Genomic DNA, 19,321 nt, shown 5'->3' on the forward strand with positions numbered 1-19,321 from the left:
GTCTCCGGGGCCTTATTGGGTCGAGCCCGGTTTCTTCGGCGACACGCCCTGCTGCGCGCGGTTGCGCAGCTGCGGCTTGCCGGCGCGCGGCGCGTTGCCCTTCGCCGGGGCGGCGAGCTTCGCGGCGCGCGCGGTATCGGTCGATTCGTCGGCATCGGTGAACGATGCGGCGGCAGCGGCGCCTTCCGGCTTCCACACCTGGCCGATCGCGAGCGACTTCAGCTTCTTGCGGCCGCCGTACCAGAGGTTGACGATCCCGCGCGAGAAGAACACCGCGGAGAACATCGACGTCAGGATACCGAGGCAGTGCACGATCGCGAACGCGCGAACCGGGCCCGAACCGAACGCGAGCAGCGCGAGGCCGGCGATCAGCGTCGTGACGTTCGAGTCGAGAATCGTCGCCCACGCGTGCGCGTAGCCGGCCTGGATCGCGAGCTGCGGCGGCTGGCCGGCGCGCAGTTCTTCACGCACGCGCTCGTTGATCAGCACGTTCGAGTCGATCGCCATACCGAGCGCGAGCGCGATTGCCGCGATACCGGGCAGCGTCAGCGTGGCCTGCATCAGCGACAGCACGGCGACGAGCAGCAGCAGGTTCACCGACAGGCCGATCACCGACACCACGCCGAACAGCATGTAGTACGCGATCATGAACACGGCGATCGCGCAGAAGCCCCAGATCACCGAGTGGACGCCCATCTTGATGTTGTCGGCGCCGAGGCTCGGGCCGATCGTGCGTTCCTCGATGATGTCCATCGGCGCCGCGAGCGAACCGGCGCGCAGCAGCAGCGCGAGGTCGGCCGCGGCCTGCGGCGTCGGCTGGCCGGTGATCTGGAATCGGTCGCCGAGTTCCGACTGGATCGTCGCGACCGTCAGCACTTCGCCCTTGCCCTTTTCGAACAGCACCATCGCCATCGGCTTGCCGATGTTCTCGCGCGAAACCGCGCGCACCGAGCGGCCGCCCGCCGAATCGAGGCGGATGTTGACCGACGGACGCTGGTGTTCGTCGAAGCCGGCCGACGCATCGATGATGCGGTCGCCCGTGAAGATCACGTCCTTCTTCAGCAGCACGGGGGCCTGGTTGCCCTGCGTGAACAGCTCTTCGCCCGGCGGCACCGGATCGTTCGGGTTCGGATGCGTGTTGATCGGGTCGGCGAGGCGCGCCTCGAGCGTCGCGGTGCGGCCGATGATGTCCTTCGCCTTTGCGGTGTCCTGCACGCCCGGCAATTCGACGACGATACGGTCGCTGCCCTGCTGCTGCAGGATCGGCTCGGACACGCCGAGTTCGTTCACGCGGTTGTGGAGCGTGGTCAGGTTCTGCTTGAGCGCGGCGTCTTCCACGGCCTTCTGCACGGCCGGCGTGAACGTGCCGACGACCTGCGTGCCGCCGCCGCCGGGCTGGGTCGCCCATTGCAGTTCGGTGATCGACGCGGCGAGCACCTTGCGGGCGTCGTCCGCAGTCTGCGCATCGCTGAAGTTGACGACCACGGACTGGTCGACGCGGCTCACGCCGCCGTCGCGGATGTTCTTGTCGCGCAGCAGCGTGCGCGCGTCGGACGCGTCGGAATCGAGCTTCTTCGTGAGCGCGCCCGTCATGTCGACCTGGAGCAGGAAGTGGACGCCGCCGCGCAGGTCGAGGCCGAGATACATCGGCAGCGCGTGCAGCGCAGTCAGCCAGCGCGGCGATGCGCTCTGCAGGTTCAGCGCGACGACGTACTGCGGATCGTTCGGGTCGGCGTTCAGCGACTTCTGCAGCAGGTCCTTGACGCGCAGCTGCGTATCGGTGTCCTTCAGGCGCACGCGGATGTTCGCGTTGGTCGCCGTGTTCTCGAAGGTGATGTCGTCCGGCTTGATCTGCGCGGATGCGAGTGCCGATTCGACCTGGGTCAGCGTGGTCGAGTCGAGCTTGACCGTGGCCTTGCCGCTCGACACCTGCACCGCCGGCGCTTCGCCGAAGAAGTTGGGCAATGTGTACAGAAGGCCGATGGCGAGCGCCACGACCATCACGACATATTTCCAGAGTGGATAACGATTCATGAGGGGGCCGAACGGGTGGTTGGCGTGAAAGCGTCGCGTCCGGCGCCGCGGCGGCCCGCTCTCTCAGGCGGGCACGGCGCGGGGGGCCGGACGCTCGGTGAAGGGCTTACAGCGACTTGATCGTGCCCTTCGGCAGAATGGTCGTGACGGCAGCCTTCTGCACGGTGATTTCGGTGCCTTCGGCGATCTCGACGCCGATGTAGCCTTCGGTGACCTTCGTCACCTTGCCCACGAGGCCGCCGCTCGTGACGACTTCGTCGCCCTTGGCCATGGCCGCGAGCATGTTGCGGTGCTCCTTCTGACGCTTCATCTGCGGACGGATCATGATGAAGTAGAGCACGGCGAACATCAGGATGAGCGGCAGGAAGCTCATCAGGCTCGATTCGGCGCCACCGGCACCTTGCGCGAAGGCATTGGAAATGAACGGCACGTTGGTCTCTCCGTAGGGGAAGATCGAAAAATAAGCCGGTTATTCTACCACCGGCCCCATGCGCAAACGGTTCGGCAAATGCGCTTTCGGATCAAGCTGTTAAAGCGCGAACCGATACCGTTGCGACTTGTTTGGAAAGGCAATTGTAATGTTTGGCGGTCGGGACCGACAGTTGGGCCGTGACATTTAGTACGCGTCCTATGTGACGGGCCGCCCATCTGGCCGCCCGCCTAGGTTGCCGGCCCGTCAGTCGACCCCTCTCGCGCGGTCCTCCGCGAAGCGCTGGCGGAACGCATCGAACGTATGGGTTTCGATCGCTTCGCGAATCTCGCTCATCAGCTGCAGGTAGTAGTGCAGGTTGTGGATCGTGTTGAGCTGCGCGCCGAGGATTTCGCCGACGCGGTGCAGGTGATGCAGGTAGCCGCGCGAGAAGTTCTGGCACGTGTAGCACGTGCAGCTCGCGTCGAGCGGCTTCAGCGAGTTCTTGTGCGTCGCGTTGCGGATCTTCACGTCGCCGAAGCGCGTGAACAGCCAGCCGTTGCGCGCGTTGCGGGTCGGCATCACGCAGTCGAACATGTCGACGCCGTTCGCGACGCCCTCGACCAGATCCTCCGGCGTGCCGACGCCCATCAGGTAGTGCGGCTTGTTGGCCGGCAGCTTCGGGCCCACATGGCGCAGCACGCGCATCATGTCTTCTTTCGGCTCGCCGACCGACAGCCCGCCGATCGCGAGGCCGTGGAAGCCGAGTTCCGCGAGGCCCGCGAGCGATTCGTCGCGCAGGTCCTCGAACATTCCGCCCTGGACGATCCCGAACAGCGCATTCGGGTTGCCGAGCCGGTTGAACTCGTCGAGCGAGCGCTTCGCCCAGCGCAGCGACATGCGCATCGAGTCGGCCGCTTCCTTGTGCGTGGTCGGCACGCCGTTGGTCGCGTACGGCGTGCACTCGTCGAACTGCATCACGACGTCGGAGTTCAGCACCTTCTGGATCTGCATCGACACTTCCGGCGACAGGAACAGCTTGTCGCCGTTGATCGGCGACGCGAACGTGACGCCGTCCTCGGTGATCTTGCGCAGGTCGCCGAGCGAGAACACCTGGAAGCCGCCCGAGTCGGTCAGGATCGGCTTGTTCCAGCCCATGAAGCCGTGCAGCCCGCCGTGCGCGTCGATCGTGTCGAGGCCCGGGCGCAGCCACAGGTGGAACGTGTTGCCGAGGATGATCTGGGCCTTGATCTCGTGCAGCTCGCGCGGCTGGATCGCCTTCACGGTGCCGTACGTGCCGACCGGCATGAAGATCGGCGTCTCGACCGTGCCGTGGTTGAGCTTCACACGGCCGCGGCGCGCATGGCCGTCGGTCGTCAGCAGTTCGAATTCGAGCCCGCCCACGGGGCGGTCCTGCACGGGGGCGTGCGTATCGTGGGATGAACCTTCGGTCATCGCGTCATTCTCCTTGCCACCGGAGAACAGTCCGGCGCGTGTTGGAAACGCCGCCGGCAAGCCGGCAGCGGGGAAAAACGGGGTGTGCGCCATCGTAGCGCGCGACGGGCGACCGGCGGCTGAGCGGCGTGCGGGCCGTCGCGCCTGCTTCGCTCAAACGCGCGGCGCCTCCGGCGTGTCGCGCCGCGTGAGCAGCATCGCGTCGCCGTAGCTGAAGAAGCGATAGCGTTCGTCGATCGCATGCCGGTACGCGGCGCGGATCGTGTCGACGCCGGCGAACGCGGACACCAGCATCAGCAGCGTCGACTTCGGCAGGTGGAAGTTCGTGATCAGCCGGTCGACCACGCGGAAACGATAGCCGGGCGTGATGAAGATGTCGGTCTCGGCCTGCGTGGCCGCGAGCGGGCGGCCCGCTTCGTCGGCGGCGCGCGCCGCGGCTTCGAGCGCGCGCATCGACGTCGTGCCGACCGCGATCACGTTGCCGCCGCGTGCGCGGGTCGCGGCGATCCTGTCGACCAGCGACTGCGGCAGGTCGTACCACTCGCTGTGCATCTTGTGCTCGGCGATGTTGTCGACGCGCACCGGCTGGAACGTGCCGGCGCCGACGTGCAGCGTCAGCGTCGCGCGCTCGACGCCCATCGCGTCGAGCCGCTCGAGCATCGGCTGGTCGAAGTGCAGCCCGGCCGTCGGCGCGGCGACCGCGCCCGGATTGCTCGCGTAGACGGTTTGGTAGCGCGTCTCGTCGGTCGCGTCCGGATCGTGTTCGATATAGGGCGGCAGCGGCAGGCGGCCGTATTGCTCGATCAGGTCGAGGCACGGCTCGGGGAAGTTCAGCGTGAAGAACGGCTCGACGCGCTCGCCGACGGTCACGTCGAACGCGTCGGCGAGCCGCAGCGTCGTGCCGGCGCCCGGCGACTTGCTTGCGCGGATCTGCGCGAGCGCCGTGTGCGTGCCCGTCACGCGCTCGATCAGCACCTCGACCTTGCCGCCGCTGGCCTTCTGGCCGAAGAAACGCGCCTTCAGCACCTTGGTATCGTTGAAGACGAGCAGGTCGCCGGCTGCGATGCACGACGGCAGCTCGGTGAAACGACGGTCGACGAGGCGCGCGGGCGCGACGGTGCCGTCGACCTCGAGCAGGCGGCTCGCGGTGCGATCGGGCAGCGCGGTTTGTGCAATCAGCTCGGGCGGCAGATTGAAATCGAAATCGGAAAGCGTGAACATGCGGGCTGGTTCGAAGCGGCCGGCGCGCGTCGCCGACCGGGCGGAAACGCGTAAATGGGGCGCGCGAGCCGCTATGATGACGGGATGCGCGGCCTGGCCGGCGTCGCTGGTTCGGACGACGTGAAAGCCGCTATTGTACTTGCCTTGCGAAGCACCCAGACGATCCGATGCCTGTGTCACCACGCCGTTCTCCTGCCGCAGTAGCCGATTCCGCCGATCCGTTCGACGCGGACGATGTCGCGCTCCCCGCGCAAAGCACGGACGAGCGCGGTTCCACGGAACGTGCCGCGCCGCGCCGCGCGGGCCCGAAACGCGGCGCCGATGGGCGGCTCGCGCAACCGGCCGCCGCCGCGCCCGATGCCGAAGGCGCGGATGGCGCAGAGGGCGACCCGGCGGCCGCGGCCGGCACGAAGCGCAAGAAGAAGCCGGCCGCCGACAAGCCCGTGAAGACCGTCGACAAGCTCGCGAAGCTCGGCCTCACGCGCTCGATCGACCTCGTGCTGCATCTGCCGATGCGCTACGAGGACGAAACCACGCTCACGCCGATCGGCGAATTGCTGCCGGGCGGCATCGCGCAGACCGAAGGCGTCGTGTTCGACAACGAGGTCGCGTACCGGCCGCGCCGCCAACTCGTCGTGAAGATCCAGGACGACGACGGCGATCACCTCGTGCTGCGCTTCCTGAATTTCTACGGCTCGCAGGTCAAGCAGATGGCCGTCGGCCAGCGGCTGCGCGTGCGCGGCGACGTGCGCGGCGGCTTCTTCGGGCTGGAGATGGTGCATCCGGCGGTGCGCGTCGTCGAAGCCGATGCGCCGCTGCCGCAGGTGCTCACGCCCGTCTATCCGAGCACGGCCGGCGTGTCGCAGGCCTATCTGCGCAAGGCGATCGAGAACGCGGTCGAGCGCACGCCGCTGCCCGAACTGCTGCCGCCCGAGATCCAGCGCGACTACCTGAAGCCGCTCGACGTACCGTCGCTCGAGCAGGCGGTGCGCATCCTGCACCACCCGCGCGTCGATTCCGACGAGGCCGCGCTGATGGACGGCTCGCATCCGGCGTGGACGCGCATCAAGTTCGAGGAGCTGCTCGCGCAGCAACTGTCGCTCAAGCGTGCGCACGAGGAGCGCCGCACGCGCGCGGCGCCCGCGATGCCGCGCCGCGCCGCGAGCGATGCGCAGGCGCTGACGACGCGGCTCTACGCGGCGCTGCCGTTCACGCTGACGGGCGCACAGGCACGCGTCGTCGACGAGATCGCGCACGACCTCACGCTCGCGCACCCGATGCAGCGCCTGCTGCAAGGCGACGTCGGCAGCGGCAAGACGGTCGTCGCGGCACTGGCGGCCACACAGGCGATCGACGCCGGCTACCAGGCCGCGCTGATGGCGCCGACCGAGATCCTCGCGGAACAGCACGCGCGCAAGCTGCGCGCGTGGCTCGAGCCGCTCGGCGTCACGGTCGCGTGGCTCGCGGGCAGCCTGAAGGCGAAGGACAAGCGCGCGGCGATCGAGGCCGCCGCGCTCGGCACCGCGCAGCTCGTGATCGGCACGCACGCGATCATCCAGGACACGGTCGAATTCGCGCGCCTCGGCCTCGTGATCGTCGACGAGCAGCACCGTTTCGGCGTCGAGCAGCGGCTCGCGCTGCGCGCGAAGGCCGCGAATGCGGCCAACGGCGCGCGCGACTTTCAGCCGCACCAGCTGATGATGTCGGCCACGCCGATTCCGCGCACGCTCGCGATGACGTACTACGCGGATCTCGAGGTGTCGACCATCGACGAACTGCCGCCCGGCCGCACGCCGGTGCTGACGCGCCTCGTCGGCGATGCGCGGCGCGACGAGGTGATCGCCCGTGTGCGCGAGGCCGCGCTGACCGGGCGCCAGGTGTACTGGGTGTGCCCGCTGATCGAGGAGAGCGAGACGCTGCAGCTGCAGACTGCCGTCGAAACCTACGAGACGCTGGCGGCGGCGCTTCCCGAACTGAAGGTCGGGCTCGTGCACGGCCGGCTGTCGCCGGCCGACAAGGCGGCCGTGATGGAAGCGTTCACGCGCAACGAGGTGCAGCTGCTCGTCGCGACGACCGTGATCGAAGTCGGCGTGGACGTGCCGAACGCGTCGCTGATGGTGATCGAGCATGCGGAGCGCTTCGGCCTCGCGCAGCTGCACCAGTTGCGCGGCCGGGTCGGGCGCGGCACCGCGGCGTCGGTGTGCGTGCTGCTGTACACGGGGCCGCTGTCGCCGACCGGCCGCGAGCGGCTGAAGACGATGCGCGAGACGACCGACGGCTTCGAGATCGCCCGGCGCGACCTGGAAATTCGCGGCCCCGGAGAATTCCTCGGCGCCCGCCAGTCGGGCGCGGCGATGCTGCGCTTCGCGAATCTCGAGACCGACGGCTGGCTGATCGATCCGGCCCGGGAAGCCGCGTCGCGGCTGATTGCCGCGTATCCCGAGATCGTCACACAGCATCTCGCACGCTGGCTCGGCGCGCGGGAGCAGTATCTGAAGGCCTGATCCGTCGATTGGGGGCGGATTTAAAATCGCCGTTCGACGTATTCCGATGCAGAGAAACTTGGCGAACCGGTGCCACAGGGTGTATAAATTAAACCTATCGCCTGTATATCCCTGATTGACCCACAATGACGCTGACTGAATTGAAATACATCGTCGCGGTTGCGCGCGAGCGGCATTTCGGCCGCGCGGCCGAAGCCTGCTTCGTGAGCCAGCCGACGCTGTCGGTGGCGATCAAGAAGCTGGAAGACGAGCTCAACGTGCAGATTTTCGAGCGCGGCGCGAGCGAAGTGAGCGTGACGCCGATCGGCGACCAGATCGTCACACAGGCGCAGCGCGTGCTCGAGCAGACCTTCGCGATCAAGGAGATCGCGAAGCAGGGCAAGGACCCGCTGGTCGGCCCGTTCCGGCTCGGCGTGATCTATACGATCGGTCCGTACCTGCTGCCGACGCTCGTCAAGCAGATGATCCAGCGTGTGCCGCAGATGCCCTTGATGCTGCAGGAAAACTACACGCTGAAGCTGCTCGAACTGCTGAAGCAGGGCGAGATCGACGCCGCGATCATGGCGCTGCCGTTCCCTGAAACCGGCCTGATGGTGCGCCCGCTGTACGACGAGCCGTTCGTCGTCGCGCTGCCGGCAGGGCACCCGTGGGAAAAGCGCGAGGAAATCGATGCCGAGGATCTGAAGCAGGAAACCATGCTGCTGCTCGGCAACGGTCACTGTTTCCGCGATCACGTGCTCGGCGTGTGCCCGGAGCTGATGCGCTTCTCGCAGACGGCCGACGGCATCCAGAAGACCTTCGAGGGCTCGTCGCTCGAGACGATCCGCCACATGGTCGCGAGCGGTGTCGGCATCACCGTGCTGCCGCGGATGTCGGTCGCGGAAATCGGCCCGCGCGCGAACGGTCCCGATGCCGAGCTGTTGTCGTACGTGCCGTTCAACGAGCCGGTGCCCGACCGCCGCGTGGTGCTCGTGTGGCGCAAGAGCTTCACGCGGATGCCCGCGATCGATGCGATCAGCGACGCGATTGCCGCGTGCGAACTGCCGGGCGTCGCGAAGCTCGACATGCCGGCGACGATGAACTGAGCACGCTCCGGCATGCACTTAGGGCAGCACGATGAACGGGGTTTGCGACCCCGTTTATTTTTCTCTATCGCATAGATGAAATTTATCAAATTCAAATATTTGATAGATATGGATAGAATCTTCTTCATGGATCGACGTCGTGTCGACTGCCGATCTTCACGTTCGATGCAAGCGTCAAAGGAGGATGTCATGATGCGGTCGGTATTGCAGCACGCGCAGCGGAACATCCTCGCGCGCGACGCGGTCGTACATCGCGCCAGGGCCGCGGTTCGCAGCCTGCGTCCGATTGCGTTCGCGTACCTGGCGGACCGTGTGTATGGCGGATGAGTGCCGCCGCACGCCGGTTTCCTGTTCCCCCGATTCACCCGTCGTCAAGTCATGAGGGAGCATTGCATGTCCGACAGCTGGAACACCACACGCATCGCCGGCACGACGACTGCCGGCCGCCGCTTCCCCGAGCGCACCGCCTGCGGCGCGTTGCAGCGGGAACGCGCGCCGAACGCCGCACACGACATCCCGTAGTACGACAGGAGGACCCGCCTGTTCCGTTTCTTATCCCCCGCAATGCTCCACGAACCGCGCCCGGCACGTGGGGGCCTACGAGCAAGTAAAGGAGAAAAAGCATGTCGAACGAAACGAAGTGCCCGTTCAACCACACCGTTGGCAGCGGCACGACGAACAAGGACTGGTGGCCGAACCAGCTGAACCTGAACGTCCTGCATCGGCACTCGCCGCTGTCCGATCCGATGGACAAGGATTTCGACTACGCCGAGGCGTTCAAGAAGCTCGACCTCGCAGCGGTAAAGAAGGACCTGCACGCGCTGATGACGACGTCGCAGGACTGGTGGCCGGCCGACTTCGGCCACTACGGCGGCCTGTTCATCCGCATGGCCTGGCACAGCGCCGGCACCTACCGCACGGCCGACGGCCGCGGCGGCGCGGGCGGCGGGCAGCAGCGCTTCGCGCCGCTCAACAGCTGGCCGGACAACGTGAGTCTCGACAAGGCGCGCCGCCTGCTGTGGCCGATCAAGCAGAAGTACGGCCGCAACATCTCGTGGGCCGACCTGCTGATCCTGACCGGCAACGTCGCGCTCGAATCGATGGGCTTCAAGACCTTCGGCTATGCCGGCGGCCGCGTCGACACGTGGGAACCGGACGACGTGTACTGGGGCTCGGAAAAGATCTGGCTGGAACTGAGCGGCGGCCCGAACAGCCGCTACTCGGGCAAGCGCGAGCTCGAAAGCCCGCTCGCCGCCGTGCAGATGGGCCTCATCTACGTGAACCCGGAAGGCCCGGACGGCAACCCCGACCCGGTCGCCGCCGCGCACGACATCCGCGAGACGTTCGCGCGCATGGCGATGAACGACGAGGAAACGGTCGCGCTGATCGCGGGCGGCCACACGTTCGGCAAGACGCACGGCGCGGGTCCGGCCTCGAACGTCGGCCCGGAACCGGAAGCCGCGGGCCTCGAGCAGCAGGGTCTCGGCTGGAAGAGCACGTTCGGCACGGGCAAGGGCAAGGACACGATCACGAGCGGCCTCGAAGTCACGTGGACGTCGACGCCGACCCAGTGGAGCAACGACTTCTTCAAGCACCTGTTCAGCTACGAGTGGGAGCTCACGAAGAGCCCGGCCGGTGCGCACCAGTGGGTCGCGAAGGACGCCGACGAAGTGATTCCGGATGCATACGACCCGTCGAAGAAGCATCGCCCGACGATGCTGACGACCGACCTGTCGCTGCGTTTCGATCCGGCCTACGAAAAGATCTCGCGCCGCTTCTACGAGAACCCGGCCGAGTTCGCCGATGCGTTCGCCCGCGCGTGGTTCAAGCTCACGCACCGCGACATGGGCCCGCGTACCCGCTATCTCGGCCCGGAAGTGCCGGCCGAGCATCTGCTGTGGCAGGACCCGATTCCGGCCGTCGACCACCCGTTGATCGACGCCGCCGACGTCGCGGCGCTGAAGGCGAAGGTGCTCGCATCGGGCCTCACGGTGTCGCAGCTGGTATCGACCGCATGGGCGTCGGCGGCGACGTTCCGCGGCTCGGACAAGCGCGGCGGCGCGAACGGCGCGCGCATCCGCCTCGCGCCGCAGAAGGACTGGGAAGTGAACCAGCCCGCGCAGCTCGCGACGGTGCTCGAGACGCTCGAAGGCGTGCAGAAGGCGTTCAACGACGCGCAGACGGGCGGCAAGAAGGTGTCGCTCGCCGACCTGATCGTGCTGGCCGGTGCGGCCGGCGTCGAGCAGGCCGCGAAGAACGCGGGCATTACGGTGACGGTGCCGTTCGCGCCGGGCCGTGCGGATGCGACGCAGGAAGAGACGGACATCGACGCGATGGCCGTGCTCGAACCGCTGGCCGACGGCTTCCGCAACTTCCTGAAGCACGCGTACAAGACGCCGGCCGAAGCGCTGCTGGTCGACAAGGCGCAACTGCTGACGCTGAGCGCGCCGGAGATGACGGTGCTGGTCGGTGGGCTGCGGGTGCTCGGCGCGAATGCGGGCGGTGCGAAGCACGGCGTGTTCACCGACCGTCCGGAAGCGCTGACGAACGACTTCTTCGTGAACCTGCTCGACATGGGCACGGAGTGGAAGCCGGCGTCGCCCGCGAACGACGTGTTCGAAGGGCGTGATCGGGCGACGGGGCAGGTCAAGTGGACCGGTACGCGTGTCGACCTGATCTTCGGTTCGCATGCGCAACTGCGTGCGCTGGCCGAGGTGTACGGCAGCGCGGATGCGAAGGAGAAGTTTGCGCAAGACTTCGTCGCGGCCTGGAACAAGGTGATGAACCTCGATCGCTTCGATCTCGCGTGAATGTCGCGCGGCGGTAGTGCAGCCACGTTGTAACGTGAAACGGCCGGATCGTACGACCGGCCGTTTTTTCTTCCAATCCGTTGTCGAAGGAGTGACGACCATGACGCAAATGATGCTCAACTTGCGTGCCGCCGTGGCGGCGCCCGTTCTGCGATCGCCGGCCGGGGTGGCGCGATACGTCGTCGGTTTCGCGATCGTCGTCGGCGGTGCCGCGGAGCTGGTTTCGCAGGCGCTGCACGCGCTCGCGCCGTTCGTCTCGGCGGCCGGCGGCTGAGCGCCGCGGTTCGCCCGCCCTGCAGGGCCCCGCCGCCCGCAAGCGCAAGCCGCGCGATGCGGCACGCGGTTTGCTCGACGCATTTTCGCCGGTTCAACATTTCGAATGAGGAGTCCCGAAGATGGCCAAGAAAGGCAACGCCACGCAGATCAACATCGGCATCAGCGACAAGGACCGCAAGAAGATCGCGGACGGCCTGTCGCGCCTGCTCGCCGATACGTTTTCGCTGTACCTGAAGACCCACAATTTCCACTGGAACGTCACGGGGCCGATGTTCAATACGCTGCACCTGATGTTCGAAGAGCAGTACAACGAACTGTGGCTCGCGGTCGACTCGGTCGCCGAGCGCATCCGCACGCTCGGCGTCGTTGCACCGGGCACATTCGCGGATTTCGCGAAGCTGTCGTCGGTGGCGGAGGCGAACGGCGTGCCGGCGGCCGAAGAGATGATCCGTGAGCTCGTCGAAGGGCACGAGACGGTCGTGCGCACCGCGCGCGAGATCTTCCCGATCGCCGACGCGGCGAGCGACGAACCGACCGCCGACCTGCTGACGCAGCGCCTGCAGACGCACGAAAAGACCGCGTGGATGCTGCGATCGCTGCTCGCGTAAGTCCGTCGCTGCTCGGTCGCTCCGGCGCGGCTCGGCGCGGCCGGAACAGGGCGCACGTCCGGTGAATTCGGGCCAGTTCGCGTGCATCCCCGCGGCAGCCCGTTCCGGCGGGCAAAGGCCTGGAATGAACAGGCTCCGCAGCGCCCTCGGCGAATCGGTCCCTTGATGGGCGTGCGACACGGCCGGCCCCGTGCGGCGGGCCGCCGCGGCCGATGCGGGCGCAGCGCCGGCCGGCCGCGACCCGCGCCGACATGACGCGAAGCACCGCTCGGCTCTAAAATGCCGGAGTTATCTTCCCGGTGCTTCGCCATGCTTGCCCGCTTTCCCCTGTATCTGCGGCTCGTCCGGATGGACAAGCCGATCGGCAGCCTGCTGCTGCTGTGGCCGACGCTCAACGCGCTGTGGATCGCGTCCGATGGCCGTCCGCGCTGGCCGCTGCTCGTGATCTTCTCGCTCGGCACGCTGCTGATGCGCTCGGCCGGTTGCGCGATGAACGACTACGCGGACCGCGATTTCGATCGCCACGTGAAGCGCACGGCCGATCGGCCGCTGACGTCGGGCAAGATCCGCGCGTGGGAAGCCGTTGCGATCGCGGTCGGGCTCGCGTTCATCTCGTTCCTGCTGATCCTGCCGCTCAACACGCTCACGAAGCAGCTGTCGGTCGTCGCGCTGTTCGTCGCGGGCTCGTATCCGTTCATGAAGCGCTTCTTCGCGATTCCGCAGGCATATCTCGGCATCGCGTTCGGTTTCGGCATCCCGATGGCGTTCGCGGCGGTGCAGGATACGGTGCCGACGATCGCCTGGGTGATGCTGGTCGCGAACATCTTCTGGTCGGTCGCTTACGACACCGAATACGCGATGGTCGATCGCGACGACGACATCAAGATCGGCATCCGCACGTCGGCACTGACGTTCGGCCGCTTCGACGTCGCGGCCGTGATGGCGTGCTATGCGGCGACGCTCGGCATCTACGTGTGGATCGGCGTGACGCTCGGCTTCGGCCTCGCGTATTGGGCGGGCTGGGCGGCGGCGGTCGGCTGCGCGCTGTATCACTACACGCTGATCAAGGGTCGCGAACGGATGCCGTGCTTCGCGGCGTTCCGCCACAACAACTGGCTCGGCGGCGTGCTGTTCGCGGGGATCGCCGTGCATTACCTGCTGGCGGGCAGCTGAACGACGGCGTGTGTCGGCGTGCACAGCCAATAAAAAAGCGGCCAGTTGGCCGCTTTTTTTTCGTCCGATACCCGAGCAGCAGGTACCGCCGGCGCGCTTACGCGCGACCGAGCTCGTCGCCCATTTCCTTCGCGCGCGCCTCAGCCGCGAGCGCGCCGCGCACGATCGCTTCCTTCACGCCCTGCGCGTCGAACGACGCGAGCGCGGCGGCCGTCGTGCCGCCCTTCGACGTCACGCGCTCGCGCAGCACGCTCGCCGGTTCGCCCGATTGCGCGGCGAGTTGCGCGGCGCCCGCGAACGTCGCGACCGCGAGCGCGCGGCCCTGTTCGTCGTTCATGCCGAGGCGGCGCGCGGCTTCCTGCAGCGCTTCGATGAAATAGAACACGTAGGCGGGGCCGCTGCCCGAAATGGCCGTGACCGCGTCGAGTTGCGATTCGTCGTCAAACCACACGATCTCGCCGACCGCGCCGAGCACGGTCGACGCGAGTTCGCGGCCCGCCGCATCGACGCCCGGCAGCGCGGCGAGACCCGTTACGCCCATGCCGACGAGTGCGGGCGTGTTCGGCATCGTGCGCACGATGCGCGGGTAGTCGCCGAGCCAGCGCGCGAGGTCCGTGCCGCGGATGCCGGCGGCGATGCTGATCACGAGCTGCGATGTCAGGTGCGGCGCGAGTGCCTGCGCGACGTCCTTCAGCACCTGCGGCTTCACCGCGAGCACGATCGCGTCGTAGTCGGCGAGCGTCGCGTCGATGGCCGCGCCGGTGCGCACGCCGAACTGCAGCGCGGCGCGTGCGCGTACCTCTTCGTTGACGTCGATGGCATACAGGCCGTCGGCGGCGACGCCGCGCTTGATCAGGCCGCCGATCAGGGCCGCGGCCATGTTGCCGCCGCCGATGAATGCGATTTTCATGATGTCGGATTGAGCGAGTGAGTGAACGGAAAGACGGAAAAGGGCGCGGCGTTCAGTGCGAGTAATCGCGCGCGCCGAAGATCGCGGTGCCCACGCGCACGATCGTCGCGCCTTCGAGCACCGCCGCGTCGAGATCGGCCGACATGCCCATCGACAGCGTGTCGAGCGGCAGGCCGTCGGCGCGCAGCGTGTCGAACAGCGCGCGCAATGCGCGATGCGGCACGCGTTGCGCGTCGGTGGTATCGGCCGGTTCGGGAATCGCCATCAGGCCGCGCAGTCGCAGCGACGGCAGCGCGGCGACCGCGCGCGCGACCTCGGCCACGTCGGCCGGCGCGACGCCGCTCTTCGACGCCTCGCCGCTGATGTTCACCTGCACGCACACGTTGAGCGGCGGCAGATGCGCGGGGCGTTGTTCCGACAGGCGCTGCGCGATCTTCAGGCGGTCGACCGAATGGACCCAGTCGAAGCGTTCGGCAACCGGGCGCGTCTTGTTCGATTGCAGCGGCCCGATGAAATGCCATTCGAGGCTCGTGCGCAGGTCGGCGAGCGCGTCGATCTTGTCGATCGATTCCTGCACGTAGTTTTCGCCGAATGCACGCTGGCCGGCCGCATGCGCGGCGCGCACGTCGTCGGCGGGAAACGTCTTCGAGACGGCGAGCAACGATACGGTCGCGGGGTCGCGACCGGCCGCGCGGGCGGCGTCGGCGATGCGGCGATGAACGGATTCGAGACGGGCGGCGAGATCGGACATGACGGGCACGGGAGCGGGCACAAAAGCGGGCATGGAGCGGATGCGCCGCGGCACGCGACGCATCGATCCGCCCATTATACGGACGCCGCGCCCGCGCCCGCGGCCCGGTTTCCGCCCTTCGTTCGCGTGACCGCGCGCTAGCCGTACAGCAGATGCTCGACGAGCTGGATCCAGTGGGCGACCGGAATCTGCGTGCCGCTCTGCAGGTGCGCGATGCAGCCGATATTGCCGGAGACGATCATCTGCGGCTCGAGCGCCTGCAGCTTCAGCAGTTTCTGCTTGCGCAACCGGTACGACAGCGACGGCTGCGTGAGCGAATAGGTGCCGGCCGAGCCGCAGCACAGATGGCTGTCGGCCGGCAGCCGCACGTCGATGCCGAGCGTCTCCAGCAGGCGTTCGACCTTGCCGCGCGACTGCTGGCCGTGCTGCAGCGTGCACGGCGGGTGATACGCGACCGTATGGATCGCGCGGCGCCGCGCGAGCGTGGCGAGCTCGGCCTCGAACGCGAGCAGCACGTCCGAGATGTCGCGCGTGAGCGACACGATGCGCTGCGCCTTTTCCGCGTAAGCCGGGTCGTCGCGCAGCAGGTGCGCGTATTCGAGCACCGTCGCGCCGCACCCCGACGCATTCATCACGATCGCCTCGACGCCCTGTTCGACATGCGGCCACCATGCGTCGATGTTGCGGCGCGCGTCGTCGAGCGCTTCGTCGTGGTAGTTCAGGTGCAGGCGGATCGCGCCGCAGCAGCCCGCATCGGGCGCGACGACCGTCTCGATGCCGAGCGCATCGAGCACGCGCGCGGTCGCGATGTTGATGTTCGGCAGCATCGACGGCTGCACGCAGCCGCCGAGCATCAGCATCTTGCGCGTATGCGTGCGATGCGGCCATTCGAGCAGTCGCGTGCGCGGCGGTACCTTGTCGCGCAGCCGCTTCGGCAGCAGCGGGCGCACGTGCTGGCCGAGCCGCATCACCGGCGAGAACAGCGCGGCGTTCGGCACGAGGCTCGCGAGCACGCGGCGCACGAGCCGCTGCTGCACCGGGCGCTGCACCTGCGCCTCGACGTGCTTGCGGCCGATCTCGACGAGCCGGCCGTACTGGACGCCGGACGGGCAGGTCGTCTCGCAGCTGCGGCACGTGAGGCAGCGGTCGAGGTGCTGCTGCGTGCTGCGCGTGACGGGCGCGCCTTCGACCATCTGCTTGATCAGGTAGATGCGGCCGCGCGGGCCGTCGAGTTCGTCGCCGAGCAACTGGTAGGTCGGGCAGGTCGCGGTGCAGAACCCGCAATGCACGCACTTGCGCAATATCGCGTCGGCCTCGTCGCCGTCGGGCGTATTGCGGATGAAATCGGCGAGGTTCGTTTGCATCGAGCCCTCAGATATCGGGGTAGAGCCGGCCGCGGTTGAAGATGCGCGCGGGATCGAACGCGGCCTTCAGTCCGCGGTGGATTTTCATCATCGGCGCGGGGAGCGGCGTGAACACGCCGGCGCTGCGGTCGTAGCTGTCGCCCGCGCGGAACAGTGTCGCGTGGCCGCCGGCCTGTTTCGCGCTCATCCGCACGGTCTGCGCATCGGCATCGGTGATCCACCAGCGCTGCGCGCCGCCCCATTCCATCAGCTGGGTGCCGGGCAGGTGCATCGGTTCGGTGATCGACGGTAGCGCGAGGCGCCACAGCGCATAGCCGGGCGGAATGCCGTTGAAGAACGGGTCGGTATGCTCGCGCAGGCCGGCCCAGAAGCGTTCGGCCTCGACCGCGTCGACCACTTCGCCGCCGAGCAGCGTCTTCGCGGATTTCACGGCCGCTTCGGCGCCCGACAGGCGCAGCACGAGCGTGCCGTTGCGCCACGCGCTCGCGCTGACGGGCAGCGGATGGCCGCCCCATTCGTTGAGCTTGCGCACCGCGTCGGTCGCCGTCATCTCGAACTTCAGCGTGACTTCGGCGACGGGCATCGGCAGCACCTTGATCGACAGGTCGAGCATCAGCCCGAGCGTGCCGAGCGCGCCGGCCATCAACCGCGACACGTCGTAGCCGGCGACGTTCTTCACGACCTGGCCGCCGAAGCGCAGCATTTCGCCGCGGCCGTTCATCAGCGTGACGCCGAGCACGAAATCGCGCGGCGCGCCGCACGTGGCGCGCCGCGGGCCCGCGAGGCCGGCCGCGACGCAGCCGCCCACGGTGGCCGCGCGCCCGAAGTGCGGCGGCTCGAACGGCAGCATCTGGCCGCACTCGGCGAGGACGGTTTCAAGCTGCGCGAGCGGTGTGCCCGCGCGCACCGTGACGACGAGTTCGGCCGGGTCGTACGACACGATGCCCTGAAACGCGCGCGTGTCGAGTATTTCGCCCTCGAGCGTCTGGCCGTACCAGTCCTTGGTGCCGCCGCCGCGAATCCGCAGCGGCCGGCCGTCGGCACTGGCGGCGCGGATGCGCTCGGCCCATCCGGCGACGATGTCGTCCTCTTCCATGTTCTGTTGCTGCCTCGACTTGTTGTCCGGTCGATTGTACCGGGGTGGCGCGAATCCACATCGCGACTATCCCTAAGCCCCGTATTTCAGGCCGCATGGCCGGGCCGCGTCCCGCGCGCTGCTCAGAAGCGCGGCAGGTCGGGGTGCGGCAGCAGCCCGCCGCGCACGTGCTGGCGGCCGTATTCGGCACAGCGCGCACGGGTCGGGATGCCCTTGTCCGGGTTCAGCAGCCCCGCCGGGTCGAATGCGCGCTTGACCGCGAAGAACGCATCGCGCTCCTGCGGCGAGAACTGTACGCACATCGAATTGAGCTTCTCGATGCCGACGCCGTGCTCGCCCGTCACGCTGCCGCCGAATTCCACGCAGCATTCGAGGATTTCCGCGCCGAACTGCTCGGCGCGGTGCAACTCGTCCGGATCGTTCGCGTTGTAGAGGATCAGCGGATGCATGTTGCCGTCGCCCGCGTGGAACACGTTGATGCAGCGCAGCCCGTAGCGTGTTTCGAGCTGCTCGATGCGAGCGAGCAGCGGGCCGATCGCGCGGCGCGGCACGGTGCCGTCCATGCAGTAGTAGTCGGCCGAAATGCGGCCGGCGGCCGGGAACGCGTTCTTGCGGCCCGACCAGAAGCGCAGCCGCTCGTGTTCGTTGCGCGATACCTGGATGCGTGTCGCGCCGTGTTCGCGCAGCACGGCCGTCATCCGCACGATCTCTTCGGCGACTTCTTCCGGCGTGCCGTCCGATTCGCACAGCAGGATCGCTTTCGCGTCGAGGTCGTAGCCCGCGTGCGTGAACGCCTCGACCGCCTGCGTGGCCGGCTTGTCCATCATTTCGAGCCCGGCCGGGATGATCCCCGACGCGATGATCGCCGCGACGGCCTCGCCGCCCTTTACGACGTCGTCGAAGCTCGCCATCACGAGCTGCGCCGTTTGCGGCTTCGGGATCAGCTTCACCGTGACCTCGGTGACGATCGCGAACATCCCTTCGCTGCCGATCATCACGGCGAGCAGGTCGAGGCCCGGCACGTCAAGCGCGAGCGAGCCGAACTCGACGACCTCGCCGTCGATCGTCACCGCGCGCACGCGCATCACGTTGTGCACGGTCAGCCCGTATTTGAGGCAGTGGACGCCGCCGGAATTTTCCGCGACGTTGCCGCCGATCGTGCATGCGATCTGCGACGACGGATCGGGCGCGTAATACAGGCCGTACGGCGCGGCGGCCTCCGAGATCGCGAGGTTGCGCACGCCCGGCTGCACGGTCGCCGTGCGCGCGTACGGATCGACTTCGACGATGCGCGTGAAGCGCGCGAGCGACAGCACGACGCCGAGCGCGATCGGCAGCGCGCCGCCCGACAGGCTCGTGCCCGCGCCGCGCGGCACGATCGGCACTTCCATGCGGCGGCAGATCTGCACGATCCGCTGCACCTGCGATTCCGTTTCGGGCAGCGCGACCGCGAGCGGCAGGCGGCGGTACGCGGACAGGCCGTCGCATTCGTACGGCGCCGTGTCTTCGTCGCGGTACAGCAGGCAGTGCGTCGGCAGCACGGCCATCAGCGCCTGCACGACTTCGCGCTGGCGCTGCGCGCGTGCCGCGCTCGACAGTTCGACGGGAGCGTTCATGGGGTCTCC

Annotated in this window: 16 protein-coding genes; 7 read left to right on the forward strand and 9 right to left on the reverse strand. The window is 67.8% G+C overall.

The window, feature by feature from the left end:
* Positions 1–12: 12 nt before the first annotated feature.
* From secD to queA, 4 genes are all read right to left on the reverse strand, one after another.
* Positions 13–2,034, reverse strand: coding sequence for a protein translocase subunit SecD (secD, locus tag WJ16_RS03215; RefSeq protein ID WP_069255813.1), 2,022 nt, complete (start codon positions 2,032–2,034; stop codon positions 13–15).
* Positions 2,035–2,140: 106 nt separating this feature from the next.
* Positions 2,141–2,464 (reverse strand): preprotein translocase subunit YajC, encoded by a 324-nt coding sequence (gene yajC / locus WJ16_RS03220; RefSeq protein ID WP_006476868.1) that lies wholly within the window; start codon positions 2,462–2,464, stop codon positions 2,141–2,143.
* Positions 2,465–2,710: 246 nt separating this feature from the next.
* A complete protein-coding gene (tgt, locus tag WJ16_RS03225) occupies positions 2,711–3,898 on the reverse strand; it encodes a tRNA guanosine(34) transglycosylase Tgt (protein ID WP_069255814.1) in 1,188 nt (395 codons plus the stop codon).
* Between the two features lie 153 nt (positions 3,899–4,051).
* Positions 4,052–5,119, reverse strand: a complete 1,068-nt coding sequence (gene queA, locus WJ16_RS03230; protein WP_069255815.1) for a tRNA preQ1(34) S-adenosylmethionine ribosyltransferase-isomerase QueA — start codon at positions 5,117–5,119, stop codon at positions 4,052–4,054.
* A 167-nt stretch (positions 5,120–5,286) separates the two neighbouring features.
* Here queA and recG point away from each other — a divergent pair, with 167 nt between their 5' ends.
* From recG to ubiA, 7 genes are all read left to right on the forward strand, one after another.
* Positions 5,287–7,623 carry an ATP-dependent DNA helicase RecG gene (gene recG / locus WJ16_RS03235; protein ID WP_069255816.1) on the forward strand — a complete coding sequence of 779 codons (2,337 nt, stop codon included), beginning with the start codon at positions 5,287–5,289 and terminating at the stop codon, positions 7,621–7,623.
* 125 nt (positions 7,624–7,748) lie between these two features.
* Positions 7,749–8,708, forward strand: coding sequence for a hydrogen peroxide-inducible genes activator (locus WJ16_RS03240; RefSeq protein ID WP_069255817.1), 960 nt, complete (start codon positions 7,749–7,751; stop codon positions 8,706–8,708).
* A gap of 393 nt (positions 8,709–9,101) precedes the next feature.
* A complete protein-coding gene (locus WJ16_RS35730; protein ID WP_257785856.1) occupies positions 9,102–9,230 on the forward strand; it encodes a hypothetical protein in 129 nt (42 codons plus the stop codon).
* Between the two features lie 101 nt (positions 9,231–9,331).
* Complete coding sequence (gene katG, locus WJ16_RS03245; protein WP_069255818.1) at positions 9,332–11,518, forward strand: catalase/peroxidase HPI; 2,187 nt, start codon at positions 9,332–9,334, stop codon at positions 11,516–11,518.
* Positions 11,519–11,552: 34 nt separating this feature from the next.
* Positions 11,553–11,792 carry a hypothetical protein gene (locus tag WJ16_RS34620; protein ID WP_157126711.1) on the forward strand — a complete coding sequence of 80 codons (240 nt, stop codon included), beginning with the start codon at positions 11,553–11,555 and terminating at the stop codon, positions 11,790–11,792.
* 121 nt (positions 11,793–11,913) lie between these two features.
* Complete coding sequence (dpsA, locus tag WJ16_RS03250) at positions 11,914–12,402, forward strand: non-specific DNA-binding protein DpsA (protein WP_069255819.1); 489 nt, start codon at positions 11,914–11,916, stop codon at positions 12,400–12,402.
* Positions 12,403–12,711: 309 nt separating this feature from the next.
* Positions 12,712–13,575, forward strand: a complete 864-nt coding sequence (ubiA, locus tag WJ16_RS03255; RefSeq protein WP_069255820.1) for a 4-hydroxybenzoate octaprenyltransferase — start codon at positions 12,712–12,714, stop codon at positions 13,573–13,575.
* A gap of 97 nt (positions 13,576–13,672) precedes the next feature.
* On the opposite strand, the gene proC is transcribed toward ubiA, so the two are convergent.
* From proC to WJ16_RS03280, 5 genes are all read right to left on the reverse strand, one after another.
* On the reverse strand, positions 13,673–14,485 hold the full coding sequence (gene proC / locus WJ16_RS03260; protein WP_069255821.1) for a pyrroline-5-carboxylate reductase: 813 nt from the start codon (positions 14,483–14,485) through the stop codon (positions 13,673–13,675).
* A gap of 52 nt (positions 14,486–14,537) precedes the next feature.
* Positions 14,538–15,236, reverse strand: coding sequence for a YggS family pyridoxal phosphate-dependent enzyme (locus tag WJ16_RS03265; protein WP_069255822.1), 699 nt, complete (start codon positions 15,234–15,236; stop codon positions 14,538–14,540).
* 137 nt (positions 15,237–15,373) lie between these two features.
* Positions 15,374–16,600 carry a glycolate oxidase subunit GlcF gene (glcF, locus tag WJ16_RS03270; RefSeq protein WP_069255823.1) on the reverse strand — a complete coding sequence of 409 codons (1,227 nt, stop codon included), beginning with the start codon at positions 16,598–16,600 and terminating at the stop codon, positions 15,374–15,376.
* A gap of 7 nt (positions 16,601–16,607) precedes the next feature.
* The gene (gene glcE / locus WJ16_RS03275; RefSeq protein WP_069255824.1) at positions 16,608–17,696 is read right to left on the reverse strand and encodes a glycolate oxidase subunit GlcE; all 1,089 of its coding nucleotides are present in this window, start codon (positions 17,694–17,696) and stop codon (positions 16,608–16,610) included.
* Between the two features lie 122 nt (positions 17,697–17,818).
* On the reverse strand, positions 17,819–19,312 hold the full coding sequence (locus WJ16_RS03280; RefSeq protein ID WP_069255825.1) for an FAD-linked oxidase C-terminal domain-containing protein: 1,494 nt from the start codon (positions 19,310–19,312) through the stop codon (positions 17,819–17,821).
* Positions 19,313–19,321 lie beyond the last annotated feature (9 nt).

It is taken from the genome of Burkholderia metallica, from assembly GCF_001718555.1.
Classification (GTDB): domain Bacteria; phylum Pseudomonadota; class Gammaproteobacteria; order Burkholderiales; family Burkholderiaceae; genus Burkholderia; species Burkholderia metallica.